Source organism: Burkholderia contaminans (genome assembly GCF_029633825.1).
Classification (GTDB): domain Bacteria; phylum Pseudomonadota; class Gammaproteobacteria; order Burkholderiales; family Burkholderiaceae; genus Burkholderia; species Burkholderia contaminans.
Map to the genome: position 1 here is coordinate 85,977 of NZ_CP090642.1, position 26,913 is coordinate 112,889.

A 26,913-nucleotide genomic window follows, 5' to 3' on the forward strand; every position below is an offset into this window, starting at 1 on the left:
TATCTGAGCAGTTCCAACGCGCCGGGATTCAACAACGCGATCAAGTATCGGCACTCGCTCGGCCCGGTGACGTTCGGTTTCATGTACGCGCTGCCCGATTCGAGCGCGACCGGCCAGCCGGTGTCGGGCGCCTCGTACGAGTTCGGCGCGACGAAGGCGGCGGCAGGCGTGTCCGACTCGCTGAAGGGGAAGGACGGTCATCCCGGCTCGATGCTGGTGGTCGATTTCAACGTGAGCCGCATGCTGCGGCCCGACCTGGCGCTCGCGGGCGGCTACGGGCATACGAACTATCCTGCCGGCAACTTCGCGACCGACAACGTCAAGGTTTCGTTCGACAATCTGTTGTCGAAGCGAACCGATGTGTTCATCGCGCTGGTTTTCGAGCACGTGTTGAGCAGCGGCTACGCACCGATGTTCATGCTCGGCGCGGCATCCGGTGGCAATCAGTTATCGGTGAACGTAGGGATTCTTCACAATTTCTGAGCCGGCCGGAATTTGACACAATCACCCAGGGGCACCCCTGGTTTTCATATGCGCGACGTGCCCCCGCGCTTTGGCACACTGTCGTCGCCCACCTGTTTGCTGTTCCACCCTGCGTGGCCGGACACGGGGTCAACGTGCGACGCGCAGTGTGCACCAGAACGGGATGTCGACGAAATGCCTGCGATGACAATAGGCGAGATTATTCGAACCGCGCGTAATGGCCGCAGCCAGAAGGCCTTCGCGGATCTGCTCGGGGTTAAACAGAGTTCGGTGAGCCGCTACGAAAGCGGCCGCGTGAGCCCACCGGCAGCCGTGATCGATGCATGTATGCAACTCGTGCATCAATTGAGCGACGCGAGCCTGCACGCGCCGCGCCGCCGCGCCGCAGAGACGCGAATCGCGCCGAGAGCGGCCCGCACCGACGCATTGCCGCCGCCGGTTCAACGTGCATGGAAGAACAATACGCTGCGGGCCGCCGCGGCTCAGGAGCTCGATACGCGCAAGCTGGCCTCGCTGACCATTCTCGATCCGCGCTGGGCGGTGTTCCTGTCGGCTGCGATCACGGGCAGCTTCGGTCGCGCGGCGTCGGCGCTGGATATGCCGCAGTCGACGGTGAGCCGCAGCATCGCGCAACTCGAAACGCAGTGTGGTGAGCGTCTGTTCCGGCGCACCGGGCGCGGCGTCGTCCTGACCGAGTTCGGCGAGCAGACGCTGCCCCGCGTGGCCCGTCTGAACGCCGACGCCGAGGCACTGGCAGACAGCATCCGCAGCGCGAAGGGGCAGCCGGTCGGCGAGGTGAGTGTCGGACTGCTGCCGTCGGCGGTCAAACGCTTCGCGGGCCTGCTGTATGCGGCAGCGCGCAAGCAGTTTCCCGGCGTGCGCCTGCATCTGACCGAGGGCGCGAGCGCGCAGCTCGAAGAGCATCTGCGGGAAGGGCGGCTCGACATGGCTCTGGTGCTGCGCGAAGACGAGAGCACGGTACGCGACGATCACGTGATCGCGCGGATTCCGTTGCATCTGGTGGGCTTGCGTGGCGACGCGCCACTCGGCGGGTCCGAGGTGCCGCTCGCGATGCTCGAAGGTCTGCCGCTCGTCGTGCCGAGCAGGCCGCACCTGTTGCGCGCGCGGCTCGATCGCCTCGCCGCAGAGTATGCGCTGACCCTCAATGTCGCGGTGGAAGCGGATTCCGTCGATCTGCAATATGCGGTGGTGGCGGCCGGCGGGGGCTTTGCGATCGCCTCCGTGCTCGCGGATCAACTGGGCAACGAACTCGTCTCCGCGCGCATCGTGCAGCCCGAACTGGAGCGTTTCGTGGTGCTCGTCGAATCGCCGCGCCGGCCCGCTACACGCGCGACGGCGTCGATCAAGCGGCTGATTCACCAGGTCGCCAGGATGCTTCGCGAGAACGGCTGAATACATCCAGTAGCCGGACATTTGCTTTCGATCCGGTCGGCTGTCCGATGCAGGTGGGGCATCCCTATAGGGGGATGCGGACACGCCGGTGTTTGCAGTGCCCGAAAGGCTAAGTCCAGCCATCGACTCCGCGCAAAGCTGCTTTAGTTTCCTCGTGGTTCCTAGACAAGGGCAAGTTTCGTACAGTGAGGGTCAGCCAAACTAGGAGGACCTTAAGATGTCCGAACAATCCACTCCCGGCACCAGCCCAACCCTGTTTTTGTCCGATGCCGATGTGGCATCCCTGGCCGACTGGCCATCTGTCGTGGGCGCGCTGGCAGCCGCGTATTCGTGTCGGATGTCGGAAGCCATGGTCCCGCCGCGCTCGATGGCGCGCGGCGACGGTGTTTGGCTGCGCAGTCTTACGGCGGTGTCTCCATCCGGCGGCCACCTTGGCTGCAAGCTGATCGCCGCATCGCTGCGGGGGGGCTATGCCAGCTATCTGATCTCCCTGTTCGACCAACAGACGGCGGCGTTGAGCGCGCTGATCGATGGTAACCGAGTCACGGGGCTGCGCACGGCCGGTACCGCGACCCTGGCGGTCGATCTGCTGGCGCCTCAGAAGCCACTGCGTGTCGCCGTCATCGGCTCGGGTTTCGAGGCGCGCGGCGCACTCGACTGCCTGCGGACCGTGCGCGACCTGGCGTCGGTACGTGTGTTCAGCCCGACGCCGGCCAGCCGCGAACGCTTCGCCTTGAGCTTCCGCCCGGATATCGACATTACTGTCGCTACCAGCGCCGAGGCTGCGGTCCAGGACGCCGACGTGATCATTTGCGCGGCGCGCAGCCGCGACGAATCTCCGGTCCTGCGCGGCGCCTGGTTGTCGGCAGGCGTGACGGTCGTGTCGCTGGGGTCGACTTTGCCCGAGCAGCGCGAAGTCGACGAGGAAACGCTGGCGCGCGCGGCTTGCATCGTTGCCGACATGCCGGAGGAGGTGCTGCACGACACTGGTGATGCGCTTGCGGCCATTCGGGCCGGCATCGATGTGGCGGGCAAGACCGTATCGCTGGCCGAGTTGGCGGCGGACAAGGTCACGCCGCGGCGCAGTGCCGACGACATCGTCCTGTACAAGTCGGTTGGCTCGGCGCTTCAGGATGTGGTGATCGCCGAGATGCTGCTTGCGCTTGCCAAGGCGCAAGGCCATGGCAGCCCGCTTCCTTCCACGATCGCTCCGGTCGCAAAGTAACCCGCCGATCGCCGTACACGGGTGACCGGCAAGGTGACCCGGCGCGCGACCATCTAACAAACAGCAACGAAAGGAGGCAATATGGCCAGTTACACTCGCAAGGAAGCCCGTGAATGGGCGCGTGAGCACCTGAAGGGCGTCGCCAATGTGCTGATTCCTACCATGACGTCGGACTTCAAGCACCTGAACGAAAAGGCAATTCGCCACGACGTCGAGACAACCATTTCCCATGGCTTTGTCGGCACATTGACCTGTTCGGAGGTGGCGATCACGTTGGAAGAGTACGAACAGTTCGTTCGCATCGCGGTGGACCAGGCTGCAGGTCGGGTATTTGTGGTGCACCATGCGGTCTTCAATACCCTGGAAGACAACATCGAGGCGCTGAAGTTGGCCGAGGCAGCTGGCGCGGAGCTGGTTCTCCTGGGCTATCCCCCGTACTTCTATCCGAAGTCGATGGAGGATGTCTATCAGTACACCAAGACGTTATGCGATGCCACCAGCCTGGCGGTGATGCTGTTCCCAATTCCGACCTGGGGTTTCTCGCGCCTGGATCCGACTGACTTGCCGGTCCCCTTGCTGCGCCGGTTGATCGACGATTGCCCGAACGTCGCGGCGATCAAAGCCGAAGGGGGAGCGCCCCATATCATGTCGGCTATCGAGGTGCACCGCGCATTCCACAAGGAAGTCGTGATTTCCTCGCCGATGGAACACGAATTCGTGCCGCTCTCGCAGCTCATTCCGATTCCGTTCTGTGGCACCAACTATTCTGCCTTTTTTGGTCCGACGCTGCCGAAAGTGTACAAGTTGATCCAGGAAGGTCGCTTCGACGAAGCCACGGCGATCTTCTACAAGCTCGACGCAGCCCGCAAGGCCTTGTTCAGCGTGCCGCAGGTCGGCAACGGTCTGATCAACCGGATGATGTGGAAATATGAAAACTGGCTGCAGGGCTACAACGGCGGTCCGTTGCGCCATCCGACCGGGCGCGTCTACTCGCGCGACATGGTGGCTTTGCGACGCGGCCTGGAAGCGTCCGGGTTGAACCCCACCGACGATTCCGATGAAGCCTTCTTCGTCGGCCGCCATCCTGCTTGAAGGTGATTGTTATGAAGCATCTGCTCAAGGACACGTCATTGTGGCGCGAGGGCGCCTATGTTGGCGGTGAATGGCTCAACGAGACGCCCCATGGCCGCTATCCGCTGCGTAATCCGGCGAATGGCGATGTGCTGGTGGAACTTCCGCGCTGTCAGCAGGCGGAAGCCGTTCATGCCATCGAGGTGGCGCACCGTACGCACCTGGACTGGCGCAAGACCACGGCGAAGCATCGCTCCGAGGTGCTGCGCCGGTGGTACGAGCTGATTGTCCAGAACCGCGAGGACCTGGCCACGCTGATCACGCTTGAGGAGGGGAAGCCCCTTTCAGAAGCGCGTGGCGAAATGGATTATGCGGCATCGTTCATCCAGTGGTTCTCCGAAGAAGCCAAGCGCGTACGCGGCGACGTCATTCCCGCGCCCAAGGACACCCAGCGCATCGTCGTGCTCAAGCAGCCCATTGGCGTGTGCGCTGCGATCACGCCCTGGAACTTCCCGGCTGCGATGATCACCCGAAAGGCGGGGCCGGCGCTGGCGGCAGGCTGTTCCATGGTCGTGAAGCCGGCCAGCCAGACACCGCTGACGGCCCTCGCGTTGGCCGAGCTGGCGCTGCGAGCCGGCGTGCCTGCCGGCCTGTTCAGCGTCCTGACGGGTAACGATACCCGTATCCTCGGCAATGAACTGACCACCCATCCGCTGGTTCGCAAGATCACCTTCACCGGATCGACCGAAGTCGGTCGGGTATTGCTGCAGCAGGCGGCGAGCACCGTGAAGAAATGCTCGATGGAGCTGGGCGGCAACGCCCCCGTCCTGGTGTTCGACGACGCGGATCTCGACACGGCAGTGGAGGGTGTCATCGCTTCCAAGTTTCGCAATACCGGACAGGCCTGCATCAGCGCCAATCGTATCTATGTCCAGGACGGGATCTACGACGCCTTCGCGCAACGCATGGCGGAACGCGTCGCGCAACTCAAGGTGGGCAATGGCCTGGCGGACGGCGTTCAGCAGGGTCCGCTGATTGATGATGGCGCGGTGACTAAAGTAGAGGAGCACATCGCCGACGCGGTTGCTGGCGGCGCGCGTGTCAAGCTTGGCGGCAAGCGCCATGCTTTGGGCGGCTGCTTCTTCGAGCCGACGATATTGGTCGATGTCCAGCCCTCGATGATGGTCGCGCGCGAGGAAACCTTTGGTCCGGTGGCGCCATTGTTCCGCTTCCACACCGAGGACGAGGCGCTGCGGCTCGCCAACGATACGGAATTCGGCCTGGCTGCTTACCTGTATAGCCGTGACGCCTCGCGTATCTGGCGTGTGTCGGCGGGGATCGAATCCGGTATGGTCGGCATCAACTGTGGCCTGATTTCGAATGAGGTGGCGCCGTTTGGCGGCGTCAAGCAGAGCGGCCTCGGGCGCGAAGGGTCTCAGTACGGCATCGAAGAGTTCCTTGAGCTCAAGTACCTTTGCTGGGACGGCCTGGACGCCGTTTGACGCGGTTTAGGGAAGCAGACAGCGGGGGCATGACGAAGGACTGGTGCGGCTGTGCCGTTCCGATGAGGTTCCGGACGGCGAGGCGCGCGACATGTAACGAGACGAACATCTCATTCACATGCCAGGTGCTGCCCGGTCTGCTGCCGAGCAGCCTTGGCGCGAGGCGCAAAGCCAGCACCGAATTTCTTGTCGGACCGCGTCGCTAACGTGACGACGCCTACAAAATCGAGCTATCGATAAATCGGAAAGCTGCATTCCGCTGACATGGTCGTCCCGATCAGTTCAGAGATATAGAATGGCTTGCAGGAGGAAGACAATATGAATATCGAAAAGCGGGACTCCCGATGAACCCTGACATGTCTGCGACTCTTTATTGTCGGATGGCGACGTAGCGGCGGACCGCTACGGGCCCCGGCAATACGGATGCCTGATCGCTTCATGAAAATGCCGCGGCAGGGGCTCGTCGCTTAGGGATTGCCAGTAGCCGACGATCCTGATAGCGCGGACATGATTGGTCGTCCCCCCTGCTGAGGAGCAAATACTATGCCCCCTCTCCTTAAAGATCCGGCCCCTGTGGCGCTATGGTGGCGTCGTCACGTTAGCGACGAGGTCCGGTAGTATTGCAGAAATTTGAATTTCATCCATATCTCCCTCGTAATAGACTCGAACATACACTAATTAAGTTAATTCGGAATCAATTGTATTGAATCCGTACGAGAAAATTTAACGAGGCGCGACCAAAATGCGGGAACCGGATCTCATGGAACTGAAAGATAAGGTGGCGCTCGTCACTGGTGGTGGCAGCGGGATCGGTGCGGAGATCGCGCGGCAGCTGGCTGGAGCTGGCGCAGCTGTCGTAATTTCGGACATTAACCTTGATGCGGCAGAAGCAGTGAAATCGGGCATCGTCGGTCAAGGGTATAAAGCAATCGCCGTCGAGCACGATGTGACCAGCGCAACATCCGCCTTCGAGCTCGTCGCCAAGGCGGAAGCGGACCTTGGAGCAATTGATATCCTGGTCAACAATGCCGGTGTCAGCGGCAACTCGCCGTTTCTTGAGATGACGGAAGAGGAGTGGGACCGTGTCGTCAACATTAATCTGAAGGGACACTTCCTCACTACCCGCGCGGTTCTTCCTGGTATGGTTGCTCGATCCTATGGCAGGGTGATCAATATGTCGTCGATCTGCGGAAAACAGGGCTACCCAAACATAGCTCATTACTGCAGTTCGAAGTTTGCAATTATTGGCTTCACGCAGAGCCTTGCAAAAGAGTTCGCTGCATCCGGCATAACTGTTAATTCTATCTGCCCTGGGATTATCGACACGCCAATCAACCAGCATGTCGTCGGCCGGATCGCGAGTGATGCCGGTGTTTCTCGCGATTCCGCTTGGCTCGACCTAGTCTCCAATATCCCACAAGGCCATCCGCAGACTTGCCTCGATGTCGCAAGAATGACTCTTTATCTGGCTTCGGATTGGGCAGCCAATATGACTGGCGGTTCATATCATGTTGATGGCGGCTGCGTCATGACGTGACCGGAAGTTTGCATATCGTTTTGAAAGCGGGGTCTTCGGGCCCGAGGAATTGCGACGCAGGTTTCGGCAGCTGGGATAGTACAGGCCGAATTCCAGCATCGATCCCTTCCGGGAGTTGTTCATCGACGCGCTTTCGAAACACGCATGTACTACCAGCCGATCATCAGCGTCGGCGTTTGAAACAGGAGAAGGACCGGCTATGAGCAGGACATTTATCGACTTGTCGATCACGCTCGAAAACGATGTCGTGAGCGATCCACCGTTCATGAAGCCGCAGATCACGTACGAGACCCACCAGAGCACGATGAACGAACTGGGGCATTTCTTCCCAGGCGTGACGGCGGAGCAGTTGGCGGGTGGGGAAGGTTTCTGTGCTGCGGAATGGGTGAAGTTGACGACGCACAACGGAACGCACCTTGATGCACCCTATCATTACCACCCCACGATGAACCGTGGCGAACGTGCCATCACGATCGACGAGGTGCCGCTTGAATGGTGCTTCCAGCCGGGCGTGAAGCTCGATTTTCGCCATTTCCCCGATGGTCACGTCGTTACGGCCGCCGAAGTCGAGGCGGAGCTGGCGCGGATCGGTCACGAACTCCGTCCGCTGGACATCGTGCTGGTCAATACCTCGGCGGGTCAAGCTCTGGGACGTCCGGACTTTGTCAACATCGGCTGTGGCATGGGATATGAGGCAACCATGTATCTCACCAGCCGAGGTGTGCGGGTGACCGGAACCGACGCCTGGTCGTGGGACGCGCCGTTCAGCTATACCGCGCAGAAGGTCAAGGAGACCGGCGACACCGCGCTGATCTGGGAGGGTCACAAGGCGGGTCGCGATATCGGCTATTGCCACCTGGAGAAGCTGCACAATCTGGAAGCCTTGCCGGCGAACGGCTTCACGGTGAGTTGCTTTCCGCACAAGATCAAAGGCGCTTCGGCTGGTTGGACCCGCGCCGTCGCAATCATCGACGCCTGATCGGCGGCCGCCATCGTCCCATCGATAACAGTTTGGATTTCGAATCATGAGACTAGCCACCTTGCGCTCGGGGACGCCCGACGGACAGCTTGTAGTCGTGTCGCGCGACAATATGCGGTTCCTTCCCGGTCCGACCGCCAATCTCCAAGCACTTCTCGAACGATGGGACGAGGAAAGCGCCGTTGTGGCGGAGCGAGCGCGGCGCCTTGATGCCGGCGAGGGCGAGCCACTCGACCCGGCGTTCTGTCTCGCGCCGTTGCCGCGCGCGTGGCAATGGCTCGACGCCTCCGCCTTCAGTACCCATGGGCGGCTGATCACGGAGGCGTTCAAGCTCGAGCCGGTGGCAACTGATCCACCGCTTATGTACCAGGGGTTGTCGCACCGTTTCCTTGCGCCGCGTGAGGACGTTGTGCTTCGCACGCAGGACTTTGGCCTCGATTTCGAGGGCGAGTTCGGCGTTATCACGGACGCCGTTCCCATGGGGGTCAGCGCGCGGGACGCGCTGGGCCACATTAAGCTCGTCGTGGTCATCAACGACTGGTCTCAGCGCGCCTTCACGATGAGCGAGATGAAGCGCGGTTTCGGTTGGCTTCATGCCAAGCCCGCTTCGTCGATCGCCCCGGTCTGCGTGTCGCCGGACGAGCTGGGCGGCGCCTGGGAGGAGGGGCGCGTGTGCCTGCCGCTTCATGTCTCCTGGAACGGCGAACTGTTTGGTCGGCCAAACGGCAGCGAGATGGATGTCGGCTTTCACGATCTGATCGCTTATGCGGCTCAAACCCGTGATCTCCCTGCCGGGACGATCATCGGTTCGGGCACCGTCTCCAACGTTGACTATGCCGAATGCGGCTCGGCATGCATCGCCGAGCGGCGCGCCATCGAAGCGATCGCCACGGGCAGTGCCGTGACGCCGTTTCTGGCGTTCGGCGATGTTGTGCGTTTGGAAGCGCGCTCGGATAGCGGTGATCCGCTCTTCGGTGTGATCGAGCAGCGGATCGTACCGTTCAGTGGGTAGCAGCGCCAGCGCTTTGGGGGCTTCGTTTAGGGTCAGCAAAGGGAGGGGCTTTCCTCTGTACGTGTTCCCGGTGGGGGGTGTTGCCGACAACTTAGCTGAAGCCTTTAGGCTCACGGCAGCGCCTAAGGATTAGCCTTGTTTGCACTCTTCGGAGTGGTATCCAAAAATGCGATGGCTCCGATCTGCAGAATCGATTTTTGGAATATATGGCCGCTCGGTAAGCTCTCGTTGGTCATCCGCAGGGAGCTGCCACGGTGTTCAAGTATTTCCCCACCAATTACGTCTGGAATCTGTCGGTCAACCTGGCCATCGAGATGGGCGTCCGCTTGGGTGAGATCGAAGAGATGTGCACGCTGCAGCAGGAAGTGGCCATGCAGCCGGATGCCGCCGGCACCACGGCGTTTCGCGAAACCTGGGCTCGCATGGCCGACAAGCAGTGCGCGCTGGCCGAAGAGGACGAGGCCCGCGGCCGGCTGATTTCGGTCGGCGACAAGTATGGCCGCGCCGCCACCTATTACCTGACCGCGGAACGGCTGCAGGCGCATGGCGCCGCAGACCGCCTGGAGCGGTACCGCCGCTTCCTCGACGTGTTCGCCGGCAATGGCGACGCGTTGCGTCTGCACGGCATGCATGCGGTGTACAACGGCGAACTGTGGAGAAACGCGTGGCGCGCGAGGGCAGTTTCCCGGTGCCGCACTACTGGGAGCACGCGCGCTGGGTCTGAGGCGCCCAGGACACGGACGAATTCGTGCGCATCGCCGAGAACGTCCACCTCGATGGCATCCTCCACCGCATCGAGGTGCCGCTCCTGCTCACCCACGGCGCCCGGGATTCGCAGATCCCGCTGCACTGGGCCGAGCGCACTTACGAGCAATTGGTCAACAGCCCTAAGCGTGAACTGAAGATTTTCACCGAACGCGAGGGCGGCGTGCAGCACAGCAGCTTCGACAATTCGACCAACGCCGGCCTATATCGCCGACTGGGTCGCCGAGACGCTGGGCGGGCGCACGGCGCGCTGAGCGTCTTTCCATTAGCTGGAGACTCCCATGAATATTCTCGGACCAGACGCGCTGGTGTTCGGCGTCGATGATGTAGCCGCGTGCGCGCAATTTCTATCCGACTACGGTCTACAACCAGTCGACGTGACGGCGACGGGCGGCCGCTTCGAGGCGCTGGACGGCACCGCGGTGGTGATCGCCGCCAAGGACGATCCGGCGCTGCCGGCTCCGCTGCCCACCGGGGCCATGCTGCGCAAGACCGTCTATGGTATGGCCGACCAGACGGCACTGGAGGCGATCTACGACGAATTGGCGCGAGACCGCGACGTGCGCCGTTTGCCGGACGGTTCGCTGGAGACGGTGGATGACTTCGGTTTCGTTCTCGGATTCCAGGTCAGCTGCCGCAAGCCGCTCGCGCTGCCGGCAGAAGCCGTGAATGCACCCGGCGCGGCGGCGCAGCGTCCGGCCAACGTGATCGGTGCAGATGAGCACGCGGAGGCACGCCCGCGCACGCTGTCGCACGTGGTGTACTTCGTGCCGGACGCGGTCAAGGCGGAGGCGTTCTATGTCGAGCGCCTTGGCTTCCGCTGCACCGACCGCTTCACCGGCGTCGGCCCCTTCCTGCAGCCGGCCGGCACGCTGGACCACCATACGCTGTTCCTGATCCAGACTCCGCCGTTCATGCAGGGCTGCGAACACTTCACCTTCCACATGGGCGGCCCCACCGAGGTAATGCAGGCCGGCACGCGTCTGGTGAACAAGGGCTACCAGTCGTTCTGGGGGCCGGGCCGCCACAAGTTCGGCTCCAACTGGTTCTGGTACTTCAACAGCCCGCTCGGCTGCCATATCGAATACGACGCCGATATGGATCTCCACGACGAGCAGTGGGCCGCGCGCGAAGCGCCGATGGGCGCCGATGCCTCGCAGCTGTTCCTGTTCCAGCATCGCGAAAAGTGGGCGCCGTCCGGCCCGCCGCCTGGTGGCAAGCACTGAGTGCCGTGCCGCGCCGCGTTCTACTGGGCCGTCGCGATGAAATCGCCGATGGCGCCGCCCGTGGTTTCGACCCCGACGGCGCCGGCCGTGACAGCTTGTTCGTGGTGGCGAAGGGCGGAACGCTGTACGGCTATCGGAATGCCTGTCCGCATATGGCCGGGGCCCCGATGGCCTGGCGCAAGCATGCTTATCTGAACGGCGACGGCAGTCGCATCGTCTGCTTCGCCCACGGGGCGCAATTCCGGCCGGAAGACGGGCGATGCGTCCTTGGGCCTTGCCTGGGGCAAAGCCTGCAGCCGGTGGCACTGGAAATCGACAAGATGACAGGCGAGTTGTTCGCCTGGATTTAACAATGCAATGAAGAGCAGCCCACCATGGCCGTAGCGCATGAGGTTCTGTTGGTGGGCGGTGGCTTTCCGGCATGTCGGCCGCCATCCAGTTGCGCAAGATCGGCGTCGAGGCCGATTTGATCGAGATTGGACGAGCACCGCCAGATCATGCGCGAGTCGCTGCAGGCGCTGGCCCATGACCCTATCCAGATCGGCATAAGGCCCGCTTTCCTTGCCGGAAAGCGGGCCTTGTTGTTTATGCAGAGGGGTTTGCGCGCCATATCGTGCTTCATTTCCATCACTAGCCGATCCAGAAAGCGCGCCGCCTCGGCAGTGTCGCCGGGCAGCCTTGCTGCTTTCGCGGCTGCCACCGGCGATTCGGTTCACCTGGCCGGCGATGGCAGCGCCGGCCGCGCTCTGCTCGCGCAAGGCCTGCGTGATCTGTGCACCAGGGGCAGTACCTGTTGAGCACTGGCGCGGATCGAAGCGATCGCGTCGGCGCCGATCTGGGCGGGCGCGGTGCCGTCTTACTGCATGCCGTCGGACGCCGTAGCCATTAACTGGCGCATATGACGGTGCGAGCGATGTCGTCGGCGGATTGGCCGGTGCGCTCCGCCAATTTGCGCACTACGTCGGCCACCACGGCGAGGCCGCTCCCCTGATCGCCAGCGCGCGCCGCCTCGATACAGGCGTTGAACGCCAGCAGACTGGTCTGATCGGCGATGTCCTTGATCACGTTGACGATGGCGTAGATGCTGGCGATGGTCTGCTCGATCACGCCACCACCGGCCCCGGCCGTTCTTCCGCCGCACCGCGTCCTCCACTTAGGCGGCTTACGAGGGAATATGCCGGATCTGGCCGCCGACCCGTTGCATCCCGCTCGCCATCTGGATGGCGGCGCTGTCGGCTTGTTGAGCGCTTTCGCTCAGAGTGTCGATTGATGTCGACAGCGTTCCCGCGTTATTGGCCAGCTCGCCAATCTGGCCGTACATCTAGCGCCAGCCTTGCTGCATGGCTACCAGCAGGCGGTTGAAGGTTTGTACGGCGCTGCCGATTTCATCGCGCCGCAGCACGGGCACGAGCCGTGTCAATGCGAGTTCCAGCTCGATCTTTTCCACTTCCTGGCACAGACTGGCCAGCGGGCGTTGCAAGGCCCGCCCTCGCAGGGCGCCGCCGGTGGCCACGGTCAGCAAGGCGATGCCACGCGGTGACGCGCCATCGCTGACGATGACGGCTTTGCCGGCGGCGTTGTGGCCGGTGACGATGCGCCGATAGGGCGGGTGCATGGGTGGCCCCCTGGTCGGTTTCTGTTTTCTCCAAGCAAGGCATTGGTAAGTGGCGCACAGGTATTTGACTAATCGTTTGGTCGGACTGAATATATTGAAAAACAAGATACATAGTGGAGACGGCGTGCGCTTCAATCGATTGGACCTGAACCTGCTCGTGGCGCTGGATGCGCTGCTGGCCGAACGCAATATCACGCGCGCGGCGGAGCGGCTGCACCTGAGCCAGTCGGCCACCAGCGGGGTGCTGGCACGCCTGCGCGGCTACTTCGAGGACGAGCTGCTGGTGCAGGTGGGGCGCAAGATGGAACCGACCCTGCTGGCCCTGCGCCTGGCCGGGCCGGTGCGAGACATCATCCTGAAGGTACAGGCCACGCTGGCGATCAAGTCAGACTTCGATCTGGCCACCACCGCGCAGCACTTCCGCATCTGCGCGTCGGACTACATGGTGACCGTGCTGCTGAACCGCGTGCTGCAGGCCAAGGACCGCCAGGCGCCCCACGTCACCCTCGAACTGATCGCGCAGACCCGCAGTCCGGGGGATGTGCTCAAGCGCGGCGAGCTGGATTTCCTAGTCATTCCGGACCGTTTCCTGGCGGACGATCAGCCGTACGAAGTGCTGTTCGAGGACAGCTACACCTGCGTGGCCTGGGCCGGCAACGAGCAGATCGGCGACACGCTGGATTTCGACCAGTACATGCAGTTGGGTCACATCACGCCGCGCTTCGGGCGAGCCCGCCAGCCCACTTTGGAAGACTGGTTCATGAAGCAGTACGGCCTGGTGCGCCGCATCGACGTGGTGACCTACGACTTCACCTCGATGGCACAGCTATTGGTTGGCACTTCGCTGATCGCGACGATGCAGAGCCAGCTTGCCAAGCGCTACGCCGCCTACCTGCCGCTCAGGCTGATTCCGCTGCCGCTGGAGATTCCAGTGCTGCGGGAGTGCCTGCAATGGCCGCGCTATCTCGAGGACGACCCGGGCCATCAGTGGATGCGCCAGTTGTTCCGGCAGGCCGCGGCCGAACTGGCCGGCGGCTTGCCAGCCGTCCCGAGCGTCCCCCCGGAATCAGGCGCGGCGGGCGATTAAGGCGTCGTCGAAGATCGCCACCGCGCACGTCCAGCCGGCCCAGGCGGCTCGCGCGTGTTGACCAGCATCTCCAGCGTGTGCAGCGCATGGCCGATCCGCTGCAATTCCGCCTCCACGTCTTCCGCGGGTATAACGTAGCCGTCCGGCAGGTGGCGGCAGTCCAGCTTGATAGCCCGCTGGAAGCACCACTCCAGCGGCACCTCGTCGATGATGATCTTGCGCTCGCCGTTGTTCATGGTGGAGTGGAAATGGTAGGGCGCATCCAGATGGGTACCGCTATGCATGGTCAGCGTCACCCATTAGGCTGCGGCGGCTTCGCCGTCCAGTAGATCCTCGGCTTTAAGGCCGGGCAACAGTTGCTGGAATTCGGCCACGATGTCCTGGTGGTTTTGATAGGTGATGCGCGACGCTAGCGGCGGCGGGTCCGACAGCACGCCGTTCTCGAGAAAGATGGACAGGCTGACGAATCGGCGGGTCATGACAGGCTCCCGGTTCGAACAAGAAGCGCGCCGGCGGAGGGGCCGAGCAGGCCGATCAGCAGGGGGGCATGGTCAATACCACCGGCACCCGGATGTCGGCGTGCGCCGCCTGGTACAAGTGCATGCGGATTTTCGGCGCAAGCGGTGCGATCAGCACCGCGCCGAGAATGGGCAGGCAAGTGCCGAGCCGCAGCAAGAGCCGCTGCGGCGGGCCGGCCTAGCGCCCACGCACCGAGAGAGTGTGGGTGTCCATGGACGGCGCTCGATCAGAACTTGATGAAGGCGTTCAGCCAGAGCCGGTCGCCCTTAGCGGCGTTGCGCACGTAAACCTGGTGTTGCCAGGCCAGATAAACGCCGACTTTATCGGTGGCGTAACCCACCTGCGGCCCGATGGCGAAATCGCGCACCCGGTTGCCGTTGCCATTGAACGCCTGGCCGTTGAGCGTGTCATCGGTCAGCTGGTTATGCCAGTAGCCACCCACGCCGGCGAACCACCGGTTGGGGAAGAAATGGTCGAGAGAGAATTCGACATTGGTTTCGATGCCCGATTTATAGCCATCGTCGCGATTCTTGCCGTTGGCGATCACCATGAACATCGAGCTCAGTTCCCACTGGGGCGCAAAGAACCAAGTGAAGGCGTAGTCCGCCGTCACGGCATAGTAGTTGCGGCCGATATTCAGCGCGCTCTTGGCATCGTAGGAACCGGTCGGCAGCGTGGCTAGCAGGCTCACCTGCTGGTGGAAAGTCGGGCTGTGCCAGCCGATCGACGGCCCCACGGTCAGGTCCCCGAAACCGCTGGCGTGCGCCTTGAAGAACGGCGTATTGAGCTTGCTGTCGACGTATGACCAATCTGCTTCGAGCGACAGGTTGCCGCCCGCTATCTTCAGGTTCTCGAATACGTGCAGGTAGCGGAGCGCATGAGCTTCCACATTCAGCTTGGGGTCGGGCAGCGCATTCTTGCCACTGCCGTCGACGATCTTGTTGGCATGAATCCACTGGTTATATGACAGCAGATAATCGCCGGGCGCCATCATCAGACCATTGGCGACGGTCTGGACGCCAAGCGGGTAGACGCTTCCGCCGTTTTCGGTGGCTTGCGCTGCAGTGCTGGCTAAAGACGCGATCCACGCTGTCGCCAGCGCGAGATAGCTGAGCTTCTTCATACTACGTCTCCTCATGTGTGACCCGTGTAGCCGGGTTTGAGGAAGCAATCTAAAGAAGCTGGAGGCATTTCAAAAAGGCCTATTTTCGGATTGTATGTATCGGACTTCTCGATATGTGACCTTGCCCCCTCACCAAACGAATCCCTTACTGAGCCGACAAACTCAAGCAAGGAGAGAAGTAAGACAAGCGAGGCTATGCGGGCGCGGTACACGCTCGAATTCAAGCTGGAAGCGGTGCGGCTGGTCGACGCCGGGAAAGCATGGCGGCGGTAGGCGCCACGCTGGGTGTGGTGGACCAGACGATATAAAACTGGGTCAAGGCCGATCGTGAGGCTGGCTGACTGGCGCAGACCCCAAACCTGTGAGCCCGGAACAGATGGAGGTGTCCCGCCTGCGAGCGAAAGTTGTGCGCCTGAAGATGGAGCGCGACATTCTAAAAAATGCAGCGGTGTACTTCGCAAAGGAACCGCGGTGAAGTACGCCTTCTTCGAGAGAAACCATCGCCTCTGGCCGGTCTCGATGCTGTGCGAAGTGCTGGAGGTTAGTCCGAGCGGTCATCCCCAGTACCAACAACGCGCAGTGCCCGACAGACCGCACAGAAATCGCATCGTGAACGACGCCTTGCTGGCGTACGTCAAGCGATTGACGCCCAAGTCAAAGGCGAATACGGCTGACCGCACATGTGGAAGGAACCGGCCGCGCGCGGCGTGCGCGTGGGCCTTCATGTCTGAATCGACTACGCACTGTCCACGCGTACTGACGTCTACATGAACGTTGCGTACGCGAAGAACAAGAGTGCGGCGCTGGGCGTGGCCGGCTTCGACGGTCTGTCGGTGGACAACCCGGCGACGCTGTTGTCGAACGACAACCAGGTCGCCTCGAGCAACCAATTGGGTGCGGTGGTTGGACTTCGTCAGAAGTTCTAATCGGACTTCGTCGAAACGAGTCGAGCCCAGGCACAAGCCGCTTTTTTGATGTGAAGCGTCGAGTTGGCTGCTCGCTAAAAGATGGCGTGGGCCAAGCGGAGGAGAGGCCTTTCAACAATGCGTCCAACGCATTCCCGGACGATATAACCGCGTTGAAATGTCGAAATCAACTGCGGTCAAATTTGACCAACCATTGTGAATGAAAATAGCCAGCCGCGGCTAAATCTGAACATCGAATAACGGTAATTCATGAGCCGAATGAAAGCACGCAGCCTTCATGCGGGCTGTCGCCCGCTGGTACAAAAATCGCTTATTAGGAAGGAGCCGACTGCCAGCAACCGAGAGATTGATGTGGTACTGCCGTGAAGTGTGCATTCCGGGTCGCGGGTGGGCAAAAAATTCCAGTCCTATTAATACACCCCATGGGAGATGCAGCGACAATATGTCGACAATTGACCAGAATCGGATATTCGCGTTGCCAGACACGGTTGCTCCTTACTCGAACTACGCAAGCTGGCGGAAGCAGGCGAGAGTGCTGTGGCGTGGTGAATACTTTGATGGCGCTTGGGTGGTAACCGGCTATGACGACGTAAAGAATGCCCTGAAAGATCCACGCCTTTCCGCCCAACGTACCGGTGGGTGGGTGATGGGCGCGGCAGACCGCGGGGGGGTGTCGCGAAGCGAGCTCATGGACCTTCAAAGGTTGTTTGGCCGGGCGTTGCTGTTCCTGGACAGTCCGGAACACGGTCGAGTGCGTAGGGCCATGCAAGCGGGCTTTCATCCCGGGCTGATCGAAGCGCTTCGTTCCGGCGTGGAGGGGATAGTCGACGAACTAATCGACGATATCAACACGGCTCCAGAAGGTCAGCCGTTCGAATTCATCGAGCAATTTGCTAGACGACTGCCTTCTAGGGTGATCGCTTTATTGCTTGGACTAGACGACGTCGCTCCGGACAGGTTTCTTTCGTGGACGACCAGCCTAGCGTTGTTTCTTGGCGTAACGAGACCATCCATTGGCACTGTGTTGCGAGCGCGCGAAGGCATCGTGGAGATGAGCGCCTTTTTTGAGGCGCAGATCAGTTTGCGTCGGCAGTGCCCGCGCGACGACATGATCAGCCGCCTTGTTCGGGCCGAGGAAAGCGGTCAGATTCGCGGGCAGGCGGAACTGATCGCCCAATGCGCGATGCTTCTGTTCGCCGGTTACGAAACGACTCGGCACAGCCTTGGTACGGCCGTCTACTGGTTGCTGTCGAACCCGGACTTGTGGCATCGACTTCAGGCGTTCCCGGCACTGCTTCCGCGAGCGATACGCGAGTTGCTGAGGTACGACAGCCCGGTGCAATACACCGGCAGGCGTGCGACGACCGATTTTGTCCTTGGCGGTCGACAGATCAGACGCGGGGATCTGCTCGTTCCGCTTATCGGATCGGCCAATCGCGATCCCGAAAAATACGTTGCACCTGATGAAATCCGGATCGACCGAGATGTCGGCATGCCATTGTCGTTCGGTACCGGGCCGCACGTCTGCATCGGAGCAGGGCTGACGCTGATGGAGCTTGAGATTGCTTTGAACGCCATCCTTCATCGCTGGCCTGCACTTTCCCTAGCGGGCGAGCCACCACGCTGGGTCGACCAGCCGCTTTACCGGGGGCTCGAATCATTGACCCTGGTCCGGTCACGTGAATCCGCTAAGACATTGAACGGGGTGGGGGCCGCGCTGCAGATGCGTACATATTGATTCGAAGTCGTACTGGCCCGCCCTGGCCCTTGTGCCGTATCCCAGTTAACGTCGCCTCACTGGAGTTTGCAGTGGAAACCGTCTTCTACGACCAGCTTGCCCCTCACGCTCATCTTCTCTACGGCGACTGGGAGCGCTTCATGACCTGGCAGACCGAAAAGATCGGCCGACTTGTCGCTCCGTCGGACCGCGCCATCCGCATCGTCGACTGTGCCGCCGGTATTGGCACGAATACGATACCGCTCGCCGGTGCGGGGCATGACGTTCTCGCACTCGACACGTCAGTGCTCTCGATTGAAAGAGCGAGGTCCGAAGCGGCGCGTCGCGGCGTCGACATGCGTTTCCATACGGGCGCGCCCGATCAGCTCAGTTCTAGTGACGCGGGCTCTTTCCATGTCGCACTGATCCTCGACAACTACTTGTGTCATGCCACGACCGACGAAGAAGCGGTGGGATTTCTCGTTTCCGCACGAAAACTGTTGCGCAACGACGGACGTCTTGTCGTGGCGCTGCGTGACTACGATGCCGACTTCGATAGGCACCCTGACGTTGATGCCGTCGCTTTTCATAGTGCGTGTCAGCAACGCCGGATCGTCCATCAAATCTGGGACTGGCTCGACGACCATACCTATCAGTTCCACCTCCATATCGTCCGTGGAGTCGACACGGGATGGGAAGCCATGCACTTCACCGCCGTGTACCGGGCACTACGAAGAACGCAAGCCATTGAATTGATCCGTCGCGCTGGTTTCCGTCATGTCGAAGTTGTTTCGCCGGAACAGTCGGGATATCACCGCTTTCTGCTGCTCGCCGCGGCCTAGCGACATCCTCCTGCTGATCGTCAACTCTCTCTCAATGCGAGGAAAATGATGGGAAAACTCATCAACGTGATCAAGCGTAGCGAAAACAGTTCGCTGGTCAATTTTCGCCGGCTGCGACTGGACGATTTCGACGCACTGCTGATTTCACATCCGTCCGGAAAATTTCTGTTCGACGTGGCATCGTCGGAAAGCTACCGCCTTGAACCCAGTGACGCCGCAGTCGTCGAGCAATTCGCCGATAGCGACCAGGACCGCGCGATATTAGAAGCATCCCCGTTCGTCGCCGGACTGATCAAGCGGGGCAAGCTATTCAGTTCCGATGAGAATAGAAAGAACCATCGCACGTCCGAGCGTCTTCGTCTGCAGGACGTCGTTGTACAGATTGCCTACGCATGCAACCTGAAATGCACATACTGCTATGCAGATGAAGGTTTGTATGGCGGTGGCGAGTCGCTGATGATGAGCAGAGAGATGGCTGAACAGGTGATTAACTTCTCCTTCGAGCATCGCGGTTCCTCTTCTCTCGGCTTTGCGATTCTTGGCGGTGAGCCGTTGATGAACCGCGACTGCCTCACGCATTTCATCGAATATGCAGCACAAAAAGGGGAGGCAGAGGGCGTCGAAGTGGAGTTTTCGATCACGACGAACGGTATCGGTTTGAATCAGGAATTGATCGAATTCTTCGAGCGATATCGCGTCGGTGTTCGCCTCAGTATGGACGGTACGAAAGACATTCACGACACGTACCGGCTTGATAGAAAGGGCGGGGGTACGTTCGATCTTGTCAATGAAAAGTACGGCAAGCTGCTGAAGGAAAGCCGGATCGATTTCCAGGTTCGCGCGTCTTTCTTTGGTGATCATGGCGACCGTCTGGTCGACCAGGCGCGGACGATGGTCGAATCGCTCGGTTATGACAGCATCAAGATGGACTTCATCTGGGGCGTCGACGGCACCATAGGGGAAGTCACTGAAGACAATCTGCAGTTGACGCTCAACGGTATTGACCATCTGAGCGAATGGTTCGCAAGCCATGTGCTCGACGAAAACTATGACTGGCGTAACTTCAATCCGTATTCGAAGTACATGGGAAGGTTGGTTCAGAAGCCGGTCGCGACCAATCTCTATTCAGAAGATGCGAAGGGCGAGCTGGTTGCTGGCGGTTCCATTTTGGAGAATAGCGGGGTGGAATGCGGCGCCGGCGTCAATGTCATCTCGGTTTCGGCGACAGGAGACATCTACACATGCCACCGCACCGAGGGTAACGACGCGTTCAAGATGGGTAACGTCACCACCGGCATCGATGAGACGTTTCTGAAGTACTGGGGCAACAAATGGCGGCTCGCGGACGCCGACGCAGATTGCACGAAGTGCTGGGCGCGCTTCGTCTGCCTCGGCGGTTGTCCGGCGTTCGGGGTCTATAAGCACGGTGATCCGATGAAGAATGATCGAATCCGGTGCCAATTGAGACGGCAGTTCATCGCCAGCAGCATCGTACTAACACATGAGCTGAAAGAGCGCGGGTTAGTCTCGTGATCAGTATCGGTATCTCCGCTCTCGCACACGACCCGGCCATAGCGATCGTTCGCGATGGCGAAATCCTGTACGCGGTTGAAGAGGAGCGCGTGAGCAGGGTCAAGGGCGAATGGTGCTTCCCCCACCGCGCGCTCGACCACGCGCTCGGTTATTGCGGCATCGCGCTGAAAGACGTCACTGACGTCGCATACTACTGGAACGACTTGGGAAGCTTGCCCGAAGCGTTTCGGGCGGAAGCGCGCTCGCTACTGGATCTACGTGTTCCGACCGTGCGTCGCTTGCTGCGGCGCATCGTGGCCACCTCCAGCAACCGGAAACTGACGCAGATCGTTCGGAAACGCTGGGACAATCGTGACGTACCTAGCGTGAGATTCGTCGACCACCATCACGCTCACGCACACTACGCATTCAGCGTCAGCGGTTTCGAGCGCGCACTCGTCGTCGTGCTGGACGGCCGCGGGGAAAATGCGTCGGCTTCGGTCTATGTCGGCGAGGACAGTGGGCTCACATTGACGGACCGCACCTACATGCCGGCATCGCTTGGATTCGTGTATGGGGCGATTACCCAGCATCTAGGATTCAGGCCGGCATCCGATGAGTATCGCGTGATGGGACTGGCTCCGTACGGCGTCGCGCGCGAATCCCTCGATCGGTTCTTTGAGCGGTTGCTACGCTGCGAACGCGGGCGACTAATCGTCGACCATCGATACACGGACTATCAACGCTCCGAGCATCTGGATCGACCTTGGCTGAATTCGCGTGCGTTCGAGTGGCTCGGTCCCCCGAGGCTTCGCGACCAGCCGGTCGAGCCGCATCACGCCGATATTGCACGCGCGCTTCAGGCCCGTTACGAAGCTGTCGCTTTCGCATTCCTCAAGGGATACAAGGAAAGGCATCCGCATCTGCCACTTGTACTCGCGGGCGGATGCGCAATGAATTCCGTGTTCAACGGCAAGCTGGTTCGCTCCGGACTGTTTGAGAGAGTGTTCGTCCCGGCTGCACCGGGCGACCAGGGTGCGGCAATCGGCGCGGCGCTGAGCTCTTTTTCTCATCGTCAGACCCGGCCGCATGTAGCTTCCAACCGCAGCGCAAGGCTTGGCCCGGAATTCTCGCGGGAGGCAATTATCGCGGCTCTGAAGGATGCCGCTCTGCCTTTCACCGAACCTGCAGATCTTGTTGCTGAAATTGCCGGCTTGATGGCGACCGGTCAAATCGGCGGTCTCTTCGAGGGGCGCATGGAATTCGGGCCGCGGGCACTCGGAGGACGAAGCATCATCGCCGATCCGCGCCCACGCGCCATGCGTGACCGGATCAACGCGGCTGTCAAGTTTCGCGAGCCTTTCCGGCCTTTCGCCGCGTCGATTCTTGCACCGCGCATCGCTGAATATGTCGATGCCGCTTGTGACTTTGAATCGCCTTACATGAACATGGTCATGCCCGTCCGACCCAAATGGCGCGATGCGATTGCTGCTGTCTGTCACGTCGATGGAAGTTGCCGCTTTCAAACCGTGTCGAGCCGAGAGTCTTTCATCTACCGGCTGATCGAGGCGTTCGATGCGGTGACGGGCATTCCGATGATCCTCAATACGTCATTCAACCAGAACGGCGAGCCGATCGTCATGTCGCCGTCCGACGCGATTAGCTGCTTCGCGAGGACGTCACTGGACTTCCTCGTGATCGACGATTTCCTCGTCAGGCGAGAACCTCCGTCCTGAAGCTGCGCGCGGTGATATCGCAGCGTCGATGTAGGTAATGACGTTCAACTCCCACGTGAATATGGACAATATGACTATTTCGTTGGAAGACGCGATGCAGCTCGTTCGCGGCAATGCCGTCGCGACGCCGGTGAAGAGGCTCCCGTGGCTCGAGAAAATTGTCGGGGTTCCGGTGTACGCGAAGATGGAGTTTCAGCAACACACTGGGTCGTTCAAATATCGCGGCGCGCTCTGCGCACTCGCACACCGTCGAAGCGATGTGATTATCGCCGCGAGCGCCGGAAATCATGGTGTTGCCGTTGCAACGGTTGCCAAAGCGCTCGGCATCAAGGCCAAGATCGTTCTGCCTGTCAACGCGAGCCGCCTCAAGCGTGACAAGCTGAAATATGTTGACGCCGAAATTCTCGAATATGGCGATTCGCTCGGCGATGCGAGCCGGTATGCACGTTCACTCGCGGCAACCTATGGATGGGATTACATTTCTGCGTTCAACGACAGGCGGGTGATCTCTGGCAACGCCACGCTGACCGCGGAAGTGCTTGCTCAGGCGCCGGACACGCGTACGCTGATCGTACCTGTCGGTGGCGGCGGTTTGCTTCTCGGTGCGATACAGGCTAAGGCCCGGCTTGGCCACGCGGTACGCCTGCACGGCGCCGAACCGGAGAACTATGCATCCGTTTCGCAAGGGTTAGGTCTGGCGCGGGCCCAACGCGTCGTCAATCAGCCGACCTTCGCTGACGGACTGGCGGTGCAACTGACCGATGAAGAAAACGCACTGCCGGAACTGATGAGCGCGCGGGTCGAGATCGACACGCTGACCGAAGAAGAGATTGCGATGGGGACCGTGAGCCTCCTGCAGAAGGAAAGCTGGCTGGTCGAACCGTCCGGGGCCATCTGCGTGGCGGCATTGCTGAAACTTGCGGAGCGTGGCCCGCTGGATGGGCCGGCTGTACTGCTGCTCAGTGGAGGCAATGTCCAGAAATCGACCGTGGCGCGCCTGATCTCCTATCCGTTCAAAGAAAATTCGTATGACGGATTGCTCGGACTCGCGAGCGAACGTGTGGACGCCATCGACGCGGCGTCACAATTCGAGTTGCCAGAAGGAGCGGTCGATTCCTTGCATGTCCCGGTGCAAGACCGTTTTTACCTGGGCAACGCACGCGAAAACTATCAGCGCCGCATCGCTGAGTTCAATCAAGCGCTCGACGACTATCAGGCATTCTGCACGCTGCGTAAGCTTGCGCGCCCACAGCAACTTGAACGGCTGGCTAGGGACGTGCTAGACAGAACCGACGTCGCATTGCAGGCTGTTTGTTTCGACATGACCGGCAACGGCATCGTGGACGAATTTGTTCAGATGTCGACGCTGAGAGGCGTCAATATCGTCCTGTCCGCGATCAGGCAGATGTTCGAGTGGCGTTCGGCGTCCTACGATCAGTCGATCACGCCGCAGTTTTTCTCGCTCGGACACCAGGAGAGCCCCAACGCCAATTATGATCGTTATCAGAATCGCGCGGCAAGCGAGATGGAGACGCAGCTGCGAGAGGTGATGGGTGTCCGCCATTCGAACATCGGATGTACCGTGACCTCGTCCGGCATGGCGGCCTACAGTACGATCGAATCGTTTTTGATTCGTTATCGGCTGAAGTCGGGCGACGTGGTCGCCCTTGCGCCATACATCTATTTCGAAGCAGACGAGCAGATTGTCAGCCTGCCAGGGATCACGCCGTACCGGCTGTCGTCCTATGCCGCCGAGCAGATGGCCGACGAAATCATCGAGAACAATGCGTCCGTCGTGTTCGTAGATCCGATCGCGAACATCGCGGAGCTGCGTACCTGTGACGTGTCGCGGCTCGTGTCCTTGCTGAGCCGCCGTGCGCGACACCACGTCACAATCGTCGTTGACGGCACGATGGCGTCGGCCCAGTTGCCGCAGCTTCTCTACACCGAGGAAAACGTCAGGTCACCACTGATCGACGTCATTTACTACGAGAGCTGTTCAAAGTATCTGCAACTGGGCTTCGAATACAGCCTCGCGGGGCTCATACTTCACAACGTCGCGCGTCGGCCGCATTTCGATCGCATGCGTCGGAATATCGGCAGCATCATCTACGCTGCCGAAGCAGACCTGTTTCCTCGTTTCGGCCGCGAATCATATTTGCGACATCTCGCCGAGATCGAGCGCAGCGCGACAAACATGGCCATGCTGCTCGCGAGTCACGAGGTCGTTGCCTCCCGGTTGCAGGTTTTCTACCCTCGACAGCATGATCATGTGGACGCTGCCGCAGCCAGCACGCTTGGCTTCGTTGGCGGATGTCTGTGCCTGAAGTTCAGGGATGACGGGCTCAACACGCAGGACAGCCTCAATGCATTCATCTCGCTGACCATCGAGCATGCACGTCGTCTCGATTGCATTCTGGTGAAAGGCGTTAGCTTTGGTTTTTCGATTCCGCGTCTGTCGGCGGCTTCGTCGATGGCGGAGGGGCAGCGTCCGTTCCTGCGACTCTACGCGGGCTTGCTGAACGACGCCGATGCGAGGAAGCTCGGGGCGGCGTTTTCGCGAGCGATCCAGCACTTTGTCCTTGGACGAGGAGCGGAACATGTCGCTTGAAGGACGCATCTTCTGCTACCCGTCGCTGAACGATCACGACTACGAGCAGCACCTGAGCGAAACGTGTCGTACCTTTATGCCCCCGCCGGTTGCCGCCCGTGAGGTGCCACCGTCTCTATCGAGGCAGCTTGGGCGGCATGCAGTGATTGCGCGCTTGAATATCCTCACGCGAGTTTATGCCGGCGAATATCACACGGACAGTCACGACATCGATCGCCTTGCCGAAAAGCTTCGACAGTATGATGAGTTCATCTGGTTTTGGGGCACGGTAGATGCTGTCGATTCCTTGATCCACGCCCCGCAGGCGGCAGATAGCGCAGATGCGCTCCCTCTTGGAACGGTTAGCGTCATTGATTCGCGCGATGACTTCGGACCTGGGGCGGGAGAGCTGTGCCGCTCGGGATCGATGTCTGATGTCGGTCTGTTACCGTTTGCAGTGAAACGCATCCTCGATTATGTGACTGGCGAGCATCGAGCGCTCACAAGTCGCTTTCATACGCTCTGTGCCGTGCCGAGGGTGCGCGCTGCGACGCGGGAGATTCGCGGCGGCAAGGCGGTCAATACCATTCACCGCAAGTACATTCGTTCGCGATTCTGGGGCTTCGCACCGTGGTACGTCATGCAAGGCGGGATTCTCGAGTGCCTCGAGTACCGTGAAGTGAGTCGTCGATTCGCCGATGTTAGAGACGGCGTCATCGAGCATCCACGTGCTCATTTCAGCGAGACGGGCGACGCCGCGTTCGTGGCCAGCCTGCTGCGACTGAATCTGCCGGATGTGGCATTCGACACGCACGTGAGTTGCGACGCGGCTGACGACACCGTCCTTCTGCGGCAACGCAACCGCGTCCCGGAGTCTCTGCGCGAATACAACCACTTGGCCTTCAGCCCTTTGTCCGGTGAAATGAGAGGGTCCTTGGGACTGTCACTCGACGACATCGAGCCACGACGGCTGAAGTGCGCGTGCACGGTGGCCGTGGTTGATCTTGGTGACCCCGGGCAGGTGGGATTGCAGAGGGCGCTTGCGCGACGCGGGTATCGTCTCATGAGCATTCAGCCACCACGGCGCACGTATATCGGTGAGGGCGACGCGATTCAACGCGTGAGCACGGCAGCGATCGGTTATTGGGTCAAGCCGAGCGGTAAGCACCCTGTCGCACCGCCTTATTATTCGCACATGTCGTCGCGCAATGCGGACGAGCAACAGGTGCTAGATCATTTGCGAGAATCGTTGCGACTTTGGGGAAATCAGCAATGAAGGCACTCAATCAGATCGGCACAATTATCCAATCACATGTGCGGATCGTGCTGGTCCTCGGAGCGTCGGGATATCTGCTTTCTCAGCGAGGGTGGCCCGTGCGCGGGGATGTGGCATGGCTGATTTTCACTGTCTGGTATTTGGCGGAAGCCTTGATGGAACGGCGTCACGTCTCCGCGCCTCGACAGTTTCAGGACAGGGGGTCGCGGCAGGTGCTGGTCCTGGCCCGAGACCTATCATTGCTCATTCCGTTTCTGATCGCAGTGTTCGGGGACATGCCGGAGGGGGCGATCGGAACGGCAATGGCTGGCCTGATCAGTTACGTCGCGGGTCTCTTGTTAAGGCTGAATGCAATGTCGACGCTGAATCAGTACTTCACGATGAAGCTGACCGTCGCACCCGGTCACCGACTAGTGGACCACGGTCCGTACCGGTTCGTTCGGCATCCAGGTTATCTCGGCCTGATTCTGATCCTGTCGGCGCCGTCAATGCTATATCCGGGAAGCATGCTTCTTGCGCTCGCTGTCGTCGTGTTCGTCGGCGCTGCCACGTGTTATCGGGTGGTGCTCGAGGAACGCATGCTCATGACAGCTATCGGGCCGAGCTACGGTGTATATCGGCAAAGCGTCGACTGTATCGTGCCAATCCGAATCGTCCGGAAATGCCTCGCTTTGCTGCGCAACCTATTCGCGGGACACCGGACCTAGCCTGACATCGAGGGATCGAACATGAGATACGTGCGGAGTAGCAGTAACGA

Annotated in this window: 25 protein-coding genes and 3 pseudogenes; 22 read left to right on the plus strand and 6 right to left on the minus strand. The window is 60.6% G+C overall.

Annotated elements, in window-relative coordinates:
* The first annotated feature begins 66 nt into the window (after positions 1 to 66).
* From LXE91_RS32635 to LXE91_RS32690, 12 genes and pseudogenes are all read left to right on the plus strand, one after another.
* Positions 67 to 483, plus strand: coding sequence for a porin family protein (locus tag LXE91_RS32635; protein WP_052760034.1), 417 nt, complete (start codon positions 67 to 69; stop codon positions 481 to 483).
* 48 nt (positions 484 to 531) lie between these two features.
* On the plus strand, positions 532 to 1,896 hold the full coding sequence (locus LXE91_RS32640; RefSeq protein ID WP_082139453.1) for a LysR substrate-binding domain-containing protein: 1,365 nt from the start codon (positions 532 to 534) through the stop codon (positions 1,894 to 1,896).
* A gap of 217 nt (positions 1,897 to 2,113) precedes the next feature.
* The gene (locus LXE91_RS32645) at positions 2,114 to 3,121 is read left to right on the plus strand and encodes an ornithine cyclodeaminase family protein (protein WP_039353590.1); all 1,008 of its coding nucleotides are present in this window, start codon (positions 2,114 to 2,116) and stop codon (positions 3,119 to 3,121) included.
* An 81-nt stretch (positions 3,122 to 3,202) separates the two neighbouring features.
* A complete protein-coding gene (locus LXE91_RS32650; RefSeq protein WP_039353592.1) occupies positions 3,203 to 4,213 on the plus strand; it encodes a dihydrodipicolinate synthase family protein in 1,011 nt (336 codons plus the stop codon).
* Positions 4,214 to 4,224: 11 nt separating this feature from the next.
* Entirely contained in the window at positions 4,225 to 5,694 is a 1,470-nt protein-coding gene (locus LXE91_RS32655) for an NAD-dependent succinate-semialdehyde dehydrogenase (protein ID WP_039353595.1), read from the plus strand.
* Positions 5,695 to 6,454: 760 nt separating this feature from the next.
* Positions 6,455 to 7,231: an SDR family NAD(P)-dependent oxidoreductase gene (locus tag LXE91_RS32660; RefSeq protein WP_157644910.1), complete on the plus strand. Its 777-nt coding sequence runs from the start codon at positions 6,455 to 6,457 to the stop codon at positions 7,229 to 7,231.
* A gap of 199 nt (positions 7,232 to 7,430) precedes the next feature.
* Complete coding sequence (locus tag LXE91_RS32665; protein WP_039353601.1) at positions 7,431 to 8,210, plus strand: cyclase family protein; 780 nt, start codon at positions 7,431 to 7,433, stop codon at positions 8,208 to 8,210.
* A 46-nt stretch (positions 8,211 to 8,256) separates the two neighbouring features.
* Positions 8,257 to 9,222 (plus strand): fumarylacetoacetate hydrolase family protein, encoded by a 966-nt coding sequence (locus LXE91_RS32670; protein WP_039353604.1) that lies wholly within the window; start codon positions 8,257 to 8,259, stop codon positions 9,220 to 9,222.
* Between the two features lie 254 nt (positions 9,223 to 9,476).
* A pseudogene (locus LXE91_RS32675) lies at positions 9,477 to 10,241 on the plus strand (hypothetical protein).
* 27 nt (positions 10,242 to 10,268) lie between these two features.
* Positions 10,269 to 11,213, plus strand: coding sequence for a VOC family protein (locus LXE91_RS32680; RefSeq protein ID WP_039353607.1), 945 nt, complete (start codon positions 10,269 to 10,271; stop codon positions 11,211 to 11,213).
* Positions 11,210 to 11,563, plus strand: coding sequence for a Rieske (2Fe-2S) protein (locus LXE91_RS32685; RefSeq protein ID WP_046196585.1), 354 nt, complete (start codon positions 11,210 to 11,212; stop codon positions 11,561 to 11,563). Before LXE91_RS32680 ends, LXE91_RS32685 begins: the two co-directional genes overlap by 4 nt.
* A 126-nt stretch (positions 11,564 to 11,689) precedes the next feature.
* Positions 11,690 to 12,010 carry a hypothetical protein gene (locus LXE91_RS32690; RefSeq protein WP_039353609.1) on the plus strand — a complete coding sequence of 107 codons (321 nt, stop codon included), beginning with the start codon at positions 11,690 to 11,692 and terminating at the stop codon, positions 12,008 to 12,010.
* 88 nt (positions 12,011 to 12,098) lie between these two features.
* Here the strand turns inward: LXE91_RS32690 and LXE91_RS32695 are convergent, their stop codons facing one another.
* The 3 genes from LXE91_RS32695 to LXE91_RS32705 are packed head-to-tail and all read right to left on the minus strand — an operon-like array spanning position 12,099 to position 12,828.
* Positions 12,099 to 12,320 (minus strand): methyl-accepting chemotaxis protein, encoded by a 222-nt coding sequence (locus LXE91_RS32695; RefSeq protein ID WP_039353611.1) that lies wholly within the window; start codon positions 12,318 to 12,320, stop codon positions 12,099 to 12,101.
* Between the two features lie 55 nt (positions 12,321 to 12,375).
* Positions 12,376 to 12,534: a hypothetical protein gene (locus LXE91_RS32700; protein ID WP_157644909.1), complete on the minus strand. Its 159-nt coding sequence runs from the start codon at positions 12,532 to 12,534 to the stop codon at positions 12,376 to 12,378.
* Positions 12,535 to 12,828, minus strand: coding sequence for a HAMP domain-containing protein (locus LXE91_RS32705; protein ID WP_039353614.1), 294 nt, complete (start codon positions 12,826 to 12,828; stop codon positions 12,535 to 12,537). It lies immediately after the preceding gene.
* A gap of 124 nt (positions 12,829 to 12,952) precedes the next feature.
* Here LXE91_RS32705 and LXE91_RS32710 point away from each other — a divergent pair, with 124 nt between their 5' ends.
* On the plus strand, positions 12,953 to 13,915 hold the full coding sequence (locus LXE91_RS32710) for a LysR family transcriptional regulator (protein ID WP_046196573.1): 963 nt from the start codon (positions 12,953 to 12,955) through the stop codon (positions 13,913 to 13,915).
* A gap of 50 nt (positions 13,916 to 13,965) precedes the next feature.
* Here the strand turns inward: LXE91_RS32710 and LXE91_RS32715 are convergent.
* From LXE91_RS32715 to LXE91_RS32725, 3 genes and pseudogenes are all read right to left on the minus strand, one after another.
* A pseudogene (locus tag LXE91_RS32715) lies at positions 13,966 to 14,394 on the minus strand (cyclase family protein); the annotation flags it as partial.
* Between the two features lie 55 nt (positions 14,395 to 14,449).
* Positions 14,450 to 14,590 carry a hypothetical protein gene (locus LXE91_RS32720; RefSeq protein WP_157644908.1) on the minus strand — a complete coding sequence of 47 codons (141 nt, stop codon included), beginning with the start codon at positions 14,588 to 14,590 and terminating at the stop codon, positions 14,450 to 14,452.
* Positions 14,591 to 14,660: 70 nt separating this feature from the next.
* Positions 14,661 to 15,557: a SphA family protein gene (locus LXE91_RS32725; RefSeq protein WP_039353617.1), complete on the minus strand. Its 897-nt coding sequence runs from the start codon at positions 15,555 to 15,557 to the stop codon at positions 14,661 to 14,663.
* 195 nt (positions 15,558 to 15,752) lie between these two features.
* Here LXE91_RS32725 and LXE91_RS32730 point away from each other — a divergent pair.
* From LXE91_RS32730 to LXE91_RS32770, 9 genes and pseudogenes are all read left to right on the plus strand, one after another.
* Positions 15,753 to 16,228 (plus strand): annotated as a pseudogene (locus tag LXE91_RS32730) (transposase); the annotation flags it as partial.
* A 96-nt stretch (positions 16,229 to 16,324) separates the two neighbouring features.
* Positions 16,325 to 16,483 (plus strand): hypothetical protein, encoded by a 159-nt coding sequence (locus LXE91_RS32735; RefSeq protein ID WP_321199867.1) that lies wholly within the window; start codon positions 16,325 to 16,327, stop codon positions 16,481 to 16,483.
* Between the two features lie 442 nt (positions 16,484 to 16,925).
* Positions 16,926 to 18,221: a cytochrome P450 gene (locus LXE91_RS32740; protein ID WP_046543594.1), complete on the plus strand. Its 1,296-nt coding sequence runs from the start codon at positions 16,926 to 16,928 to the stop codon at positions 18,219 to 18,221.
* Positions 18,222 to 18,292: 71 nt separating this feature from the next.
* On the plus strand, positions 18,293 to 19,042 hold the full coding sequence (locus LXE91_RS32745; protein ID WP_039353620.1) for a class I SAM-dependent methyltransferase: 750 nt from the start codon (positions 18,293 to 18,295) through the stop codon (positions 19,040 to 19,042).
* 48 nt (positions 19,043 to 19,090) lie between these two features.
* Entirely contained in the window at positions 19,091 to 20,575 is a 1,485-nt protein-coding gene (locus tag LXE91_RS32750; protein ID WP_158077515.1) for a radical SAM/SPASM domain-containing protein, read from the plus strand.
* Positions 20,572 to 22,290 (plus strand): carbamoyltransferase family protein, encoded by a 1,719-nt coding sequence (locus LXE91_RS32755; RefSeq protein ID WP_039353627.1) that lies wholly within the window; start codon positions 20,572 to 20,574, stop codon positions 22,288 to 22,290. Before LXE91_RS32750 ends, LXE91_RS32755 begins: the two co-directional genes overlap by 4 nt.
* Positions 22,291 to 22,327: 37 nt before the next feature.
* Positions 22,328 to 24,901, plus strand: coding sequence for a pyridoxal-phosphate dependent enzyme (locus LXE91_RS32760; RefSeq protein ID WP_046196809.1), 2,574 nt, complete (start codon positions 22,328 to 22,330; stop codon positions 24,899 to 24,901).
* The gene (locus LXE91_RS32765; RefSeq protein ID WP_039353633.1) at positions 24,891 to 26,156 is read left to right on the plus strand and encodes a hypothetical protein; all 1,266 of its coding nucleotides are present in this window, start codon (positions 24,891 to 24,893) and stop codon (positions 26,154 to 26,156) included. Before LXE91_RS32760 ends, LXE91_RS32765 begins: the two co-directional genes overlap by 11 nt.
* On the plus strand, positions 26,153 to 26,863 hold the full coding sequence (locus LXE91_RS32770) for a methyltransferase family protein (protein ID WP_052760039.1): 711 nt from the start codon (positions 26,153 to 26,155) through the stop codon (positions 26,861 to 26,863). Before LXE91_RS32765 ends, LXE91_RS32770 begins: the two co-directional genes overlap by 4 nt.
* Positions 26,864 to 26,913 lie beyond the last annotated feature (50 nt).